Origin of the sequence: Staphylococcus simiae, from assembly GCF_002902085.1 — a bacterium.
In the GTDB taxonomy this organism is placed as follows: domain Bacteria; phylum Bacillota; class Bacilli; order Staphylococcales; family Staphylococcaceae; genus Staphylococcus; species Staphylococcus simiae.
Map to the genome: position 1 here is coordinate 48,815 of NZ_PPQR01000055.1, position 6,534 is coordinate 55,348.

The window sequence follows — 6,534 nt, forward strand, 5'->3', positions numbered from 1 at the left end:
TTTCTTTTTCGATATATCGATATATTAAACGATATATCGAAAACAGTCAAGCGATATATCGAAAAAATAAAAAAAGAAGTAGGCGTGAAATAAAATTGTTAAAAATTATTTCATCATCCTACTTCGCCAATACTGTCTAGGGTCATAAAATGTTGATCTGTTAATACTTTATAACTTAGAAAGTTGTCACTATATATCATACACTTTATCTCAGACTCTTGTTGCAACTATATTTGATTTTAGAATGGGCGATTGATAGTTAAATTATTTAAATCGCCAAACATTGGTTTCCACTCTTCTACAGTATACTCTGCTACTAATCCTTCATACCAATAAGGGTCATTTTCTAATAATGTTTGTAACTTTTGTTCATTATCTGCTTTTAAAATCAAATAGGCTTCTTTACGTTGCTCATCCTCATTCTCAATAGGTCCTGAAATTGCTAAATAACCTTTTGTCGTAAGTTGATATAAATATTTCACATGCGCTTCTAAATGTTCTTGCCATCCTAGTAAATCTGTATGCACAAATTTCACTATATAATAATTAGTCATGATGATCACCTTCTTTTGCATGTATAAGTACTTTTCCAAATTTACCACCTGTGGTAACAGGTATGGTTGTACCGTACTTATCTTGTAAATAATGTTGAATATCATTCAACATTGCAGTAGATACTGCAATATCAAAGTCAGTAAACCATGTAGGTAATTGATTCATTACATCTGTTAAAGTCATATCTGTTGTTTTAGTATGACGTTCAATTAGTGTTTGATACGTATAATTATTTACATATAGCAATTGTAATAAATAATACATATCTGCTGTTGTGGGCACACTTTGTAAGTTAAATTGTTCTATTAATTCATCTACTAATTTATTTTCTTTAGGTCCAGCCATTAAACTGACATAAACATATTTATTAGCAATTTTTAAAGCTTTTTGTACTGCTTCCCAATCAGTTACAGCTGGACACATTGAAGCAAATACAAAGTCATGATGTCCTATTTCAGTTGCCGTTTTATTTTCGAAAGCTGCAGTCATCACATTGACGTCCACATCATATGTTGTGGCGTTTTTGATTAATAATTCGCTTAATAGTGGAGACGGCTCTACAGCAGTTACTGATGCACCACGTTGTGCAAATGGCACACTAAACACACCCGATGCTGCACCAACGTCTAAGATAGTCATATGATTGAACGATGGAATTTGTTGTTCTATCCATTTAATAATACGTTCTGTACGTGCCTTGCCATCTTTACTAAATGACTGACGATCATAATTTATTGCCCATTTTTCAAAACCTGGTGAATCATATGAACCTAGGCCTGCACGCTTCATTTTCTTTAATGATGTATTTGGATCATTACGCCATTGATTTTCCCAAAATTGACTACTAAATATCGACTTTGACATAATTTATCTCCTCTTTTCTCTATATATGTATAGTAACGATTGATAAATTCAATTAACAGTAAAGCGACTTTGCTATCACTATAAACCACTTAAATAAAAAAGAATCCACACAAGCATATTAATACATGTGTGGACTCTTATCATATATGAAGAACTAGTCGTTATAGTAACCTAATTCTAAGTCTTTTGATGTTTGTTTACGGATTTTTCTCATTAATTTTTCGTCTGTAATTAATGATTCACCATAAGATGGTATCATTTTCTTAATTTTTGGTTCCCATTCAGCTTTGTATTCAGAGAAGTTACGTTCTAATACTTCTAACGCAACAGATACTGAAGTTGAAGCCCCTGGTGATTCACCTAATAAAGCAATGACAGTATGGTCTTGTGAGTTAACTACCTCTGTACCAAATTGAATATAACCTTTACCGTGCTCAGGTGAATCTTTAATAACTTGAACACGTTTACCAGCAGTGTATAATTGCCAATCTTCATCACGTGCTTCTGGATAGAATGTACGTAAATGATTCATGCAACCTTCTTTAGTCATAATCACTTGATCAAATGAATATTTGATTAAAGGTAAGTTTTTAACTGCTGCTGCTAATAATGTTGTAATGTTATATGGTTTAACTGACTTGAATAAGTCTAAGTTTGAACCATTTTTTAAGAATTTAGGTCCAACATTAGCAAATGGTCCAAATAATAATGTTCTTTGGCCATCAATATAACGTGTATCTAAATGAGGTACAGTCATTGGTGGTGTACCAGGTGGTTCTTTACCATAAACTTTGGCATCATGTTGTTCAATAACTTGTGGATTTGTACAAGCTAAGAATTGACCACTAATTGGGAATCCACCTAAATGTTTACTTTCAGGGATACCTGTTTTTTGAAGTAATGGAATTGCTCCACCACCAGCACCGATAAATACATAATCAGTCACTTGTTTAAATGTTTCACCGTTATTACGGTTCTTAACAGTTATTTCCCATTGTCCATTTGATAATTGTTCAAAATCAACGACTTCATGATTATATTGAACTGTTGCGTTTGGATGTTTTTCGATGCTTATAGCCATTTTACGTGTTAATTCACCGAAGTTTACATCTGTACCTTCGTCAATTTTACTAGCCGCCATAATGCCAGGATTATCTTCGCGACCTTTCATCATTAATGGAATCCATTTTTTCATTACTTCGATATCTTCTGTATACTCGATATCTTCAAACATTGGGAAAGCTTTCATTGCTTCATAACGATCTTTTAAGAATTTAACGTTATTTTTACCTCTTACATAACTAATGTGTGGTAAAGGATTAATAAATTCTCGTGGATTTTCGATACTACCACTTTTAACTAAATGTCCCCAAAATTGTTTGGAAATTTCAAATTCTTCGTTAATTTCTTTAGCTTTTTCAATGTCAATTGAGCCATCAGGTTGTTGCACTGTATAGTTTAATTCACATAAAGCCGCATGTCCTGTACCAGCATTATTTCTTTCATTTGAACTTTCAATAGCTGGACGATCTAAACGTTCATACATATGAATATTCCAATCTGGTTCAATTTCTTTTAACATTGAACCAAATGTTGTGCTAAGTACACCGGCTCCAATTAAAACGATGTCTTTACTATTAGACTTAGCCATTGGTTTCACCTCTCCAAAATTGTAAAAGTGTATCATCATTATGGAAATGATATCCGACTCACATATTTATTTAAATAATGATTGAATATAGTTTCATTATAACTATGATACGCTATCAAAATATGATTATTAGTACTTACATCTATATGTTAAATCAGGATGTAGCAAATGTAAATTATAATTATTCGTTAGGTTTAAAATATATTATTTTTTTATTCATGCCACGTTTACATCTAAATTGTGAATCATTCATTTATCGTAATACGACATCACATGGTTAGTTCTTCAGATGATTTTATTGCTTACTCTAAAGTGAACTAAATAGTGTGATGTTAATTGTTAAATAACTTCAATATTATTGTTCATCGTTTTGTTGTTGATACTTAGCTAATTCAGCATCACGTAATTCAACACGACGGATTTTACCAGAGTTAGTCTTAGGTAAGTCTTCAACAAATTCTATTTCACGAGGATATTTATATGGTGCTACCTCATTTTTGACAAATTGTTGTAATTCTTTTACTAACGTATCTTCTGCAGTGTATCCGGGTTGTAAAATAACAAATGCTTTCACAATATTGCCTCGAATATCATGTGGTTTAGCCACAACAGCACATTCTTTAACTGCAGGATGGTTAGTTAGCGCATCTTCAACTTCAAAAGGCCCTATTGTATAGCCAGAGCTAATAATGATGTCATCACGACGTCCTTCAAACCAGAAATAGCCATCTTCATCGATATGAGCTAAATCTCCTGTAATATAATACGTTCCTGCTTGAGCTTTAGCTGTACGTTCAGGTTCTTTATAATAGCCCTTAAATAACGCAGGAAGATCAAGTGGTACCGCAATGTTTCCTTTCGTATTAGCAGGTACTTCATTGCCCTCATCATCAACCACTGTAACGTAACTTCCAGGAATGCCTTTCCCCATTGAGCCAATTCGTTGTGGTGTATCTTTTAAGAATCCTATTAATAACGTACTTTCAGTTTGGCCATAACCATCTCTCACTGTAATATCAAAATGTTTATTAAACTGTTCTACAACTTCACGATTTAGAGGTTCACCTGCTGACACAGCACTATGAAGGTGTGATAAATCATATTGCTCTAAATTTTGTAATTTAGCCATCATACGATATTCCGTTGGTGTACAGCATAACACATTAATTTCATAACGTTGCAACAATGTTAAATAGGTTTCTGGACTAAATCTACCATTAAAGACAAAAGCCGTCGCTCCTGAACCTAATACTGATAAAAATGGACTCCATACCCATTTTTGCCAACCTGGTGCTGCAGTTGCCCATACTAAATCATCTTCCTTAATACATAACCAATGTTTAGGTGCCATTTGTAAATGTGCAAATCCCCATCCATGTGAATGTGTCACTGCTTTAGGGTTACCTGTAGTTCCTGAAGTATAAGAAAGAATAGCCATATCATCTCTCGACGTGTTTGCTGTCTCTAACGTGTCACTAGCTTGTTCTTTTTCTTCATCTAAATTAATCCAATCACTTTTTTGACCAGCTACTACAAATTTAATTAAATCATTGTATTCTTTAATGTCTTCAAATTCTTTTGTAAATGGTTCATATACCATAACGGCATCAATTTCACCGTGTGTAATACGATATTGTAAATCTTTAGTTCTTAACATTTCTGAACATGGAATAATGGCAATACCTAATTTTAATGCTGCAATATACAACTCATATGTAGCAATCGTACGTGGCATCATAATGATAATTTTGTCACCTTTAGATAAACCATGACTTTTTAAAACATTGCCAACCTTATTAGCTTGTTGTATTAATTGTTGATACGTTACAGTGATATCTTCACCATCTGTATTATGATATAAAATTGCCTTTTTAGTTGGATTATCACTATATTTTTCAATTTCTGAGACAATATTATATTGTTCAGGTGCAAATAAATCTGCTTTTTGCATATTTAACTTCCTTTCATACGTTCACTTAATTCTATAATTAAATCATTATAGATGAATTATGTCTATCATACGCCTAGTTTTGCAGAATTTTCAATTAAATAGGTAAAAAATCACTATCTGCTAGTTATTAAATTAAACAAACTAAAAACAGCAATCTCTCTCGTAATAACATTTATCGCTTAAGATGATTGCTGTTCTTGTTATTTAAATTTAGCTATGTCATTTCAACATTACAGCTAAACTCTATTAATTGTCATGACTTAAATCAACTAAGTTAAATCTTTATAAATATTATCAGAACACAACTTTGATGTTAATGTTGGTAGTGCAATTCTAAATCTGCAAGTTCTATTCTGACATTATATGATAATTCGCGATTAACTACTTTAAAGTCAACGCCTTTTTTAGTTCCTCTATTTTTATGTGTTTCAGCATATTCAGCAGAATTTTGCCAATTGTAAAATGCTTGTCGATTTTGCCATAATGTTATAATAATATAATGTCTTCCCGCTTCTTTAGGTCTTAAAAATCTTAGTGCTTTAAATCCTTCAACATCATGTAAATGTTTATTTCTCTGCAAAAATTTTTGTTCAAAGACTTCCTCTGTACCACTATTTACATATAAATGATTTAATACACAAAATGCATCATTCGATAATGAGTCTATGCTTTCAAGTATTTCATAATATTGTACATCATTATTTTTATTTATCGTGATGTAGTCATCATATTCCTCAACAACGTATGCTTTAAACTGATCATATATTTCCATTATTCATTCCTTCATTTCATTGTAAGATATCATACTTTGATACTGTGTTATTCCCGAATTTAAAAAATAGCAATCATACGATGAACATTCAGTGATGATAATGTGTCTCGTACGTTGCTACTTCTATTTGTTCATATTAATACTTATAACTTATAAGTTATGTTATTTAGTTTCATCATATAAAGAGAGAGAGCGCTTTACTATTTCTAAAAATCCATGATCTAGATTCGTCATTTGATGAAAATAAGATAAGATATTCTCTGCAATTTTTTCATGTTTAGGAAATGTATCATCTTGTTTCACCCAAGTTGCTAAATCACCTAATGGTGTCTTGTCATTAACAAAACCCAATATATATTCATAAAAAGTCATCATATTCCTTCTCTCTAGCTTATTGCTCATTCAATCCTAACATGAAAAAGACTATAAAACATCAAATTATGACAAAATATTGAATGTTTTTCATACACAATATTTTCCAACATTAAAATACATTGCACTAATCATTCATTTTCATCAATATTAAGCTTTTGTCATTATATATCATATCGTTTAATAATCATTGTATTTGACTAAAATAAGAAAAAGAAGGAGCGGGGCAGAAATAATTGTTTCAAAACAAATTATTTCGTAGATGCCCGTTTTGCACATTTAGAACTAGTTAGATTTATAATCTTTACTAGTTCTTATGCAGTTGCACTAATAGTGTCAACTGTAATCCTTTTTAAAATTTTTCTATGA

Annotated in this window: 6 protein-coding genes; all 6 read right to left on the reverse strand. The window is 31.5% G+C overall.

The annotated features are described in order from the left end of the window. Nucleotides 1–239: 239 nt before the first annotated feature. Nucleotides 240–554, reverse strand: a complete 315-nt coding sequence (locus tag CD113_RS07665; protein WP_002464651.1) for a YciI family protein — start codon at nucleotides 552–554, stop codon at nucleotides 240–242. Beyond that, nucleotides 547–1,419, reverse strand: a complete 873-nt coding sequence (locus CD113_RS07670) for a class I SAM-dependent methyltransferase (protein ID WP_002464652.1) — start codon at nucleotides 1,417–1,419, stop codon at nucleotides 547–549. Before CD113_RS07670 ends, CD113_RS07665 begins: the two co-directional genes overlap by 8 nt. Before the next feature lie 154 nt (nucleotides 1,420–1,573). Beyond that, complete coding sequence (gene lqo / locus CD113_RS07675) at nucleotides 1,574–3,070, reverse strand: L-lactate dehydrogenase (quinone) (RefSeq protein WP_002464653.1); 1,497 nt, start codon at nucleotides 3,068–3,070, stop codon at nucleotides 1,574–1,576. 355 nt (nucleotides 3,071–3,425) lie between these two features. Continuing rightward, nucleotides 3,426–5,021, reverse strand: coding sequence for an acyl-CoA synthetase MbcS (gene mbcS, locus CD113_RS07680; protein ID WP_002464654.1), 1,596 nt, complete (start codon nucleotides 5,019–5,021; stop codon nucleotides 3,426–3,428). Nucleotides 5,022–5,334: 313 nt separating this feature from the next. Then, on the reverse strand, nucleotides 5,335–5,793 hold the full coding sequence (locus CD113_RS07685) for an antibiotic biosynthesis monooxygenase family protein (protein WP_002464655.1): 459 nt from the start codon (nucleotides 5,791–5,793) through the stop codon (nucleotides 5,335–5,337). A 162-nt stretch (nucleotides 5,794–5,955) separates the two neighbouring features. Then, nucleotides 5,956–6,165 carry a sterile alpha motif-like domain-containing protein gene (locus tag CD113_RS07690; protein WP_002464656.1) on the reverse strand — a complete coding sequence of 70 codons (210 nt, stop codon included), beginning with the start codon at nucleotides 6,163–6,165 and terminating at the stop codon, nucleotides 5,956–5,958. Nucleotides 6,166–6,534: the final 369 nt, after the last annotated feature.